This window comes from Pseudoalteromonas sp. S554 (assembly GCF_005930865.1).
Classification (GTDB): domain Bacteria; phylum Pseudomonadota; class Gammaproteobacteria; order Enterobacterales; family Alteromonadaceae; genus Pseudoalteromonas; species Pseudoalteromonas marina.
Genome location: NZ_PNDV01000193.1, coordinates 1 through 266, shown reverse-complemented (window position 1 = coordinate 266; position 266 = coordinate 1). Strand labels below are relative to the sequence as shown.

Annotated in this window: 1 pseudogene; it reads right to left on the bottom strand. The window is 42.5% G+C overall.

Annotation, left to right across the window (positions count from 1 at the left end):
• Window positions 1–58 precede the first annotated feature (58 nt).
• Window positions 59–266, bottom strand: a pseudogene (locus CWB65_RS19975) (hypothetical protein); the annotation flags it as partial.

The following is a 266-nucleotide window of genomic DNA, read 5'->3' as shown; positions in this document are numbered from 1 at the left end:
TATTAGCATTCTGTAAGGTTCCCTGTTGGCCTAATTCTTCAGAGGTATATTGCTGTTAACACATAAATGTGAGCTTGTCGCAAACCTCATGTAAATGAGTTCGCCATATTGGACTGCTTGAAATTTCGAGCTCTGAGATCAGCACATGCCCATGCGCACTACTTTGAATTGCTAACCGACTAGTTTGCCCTTGCCCTATGTTATAAACACCCAGCGCACAAATATGCACTGCTCGCGAAAGCGCTAGATACAATAAACGTAAATCT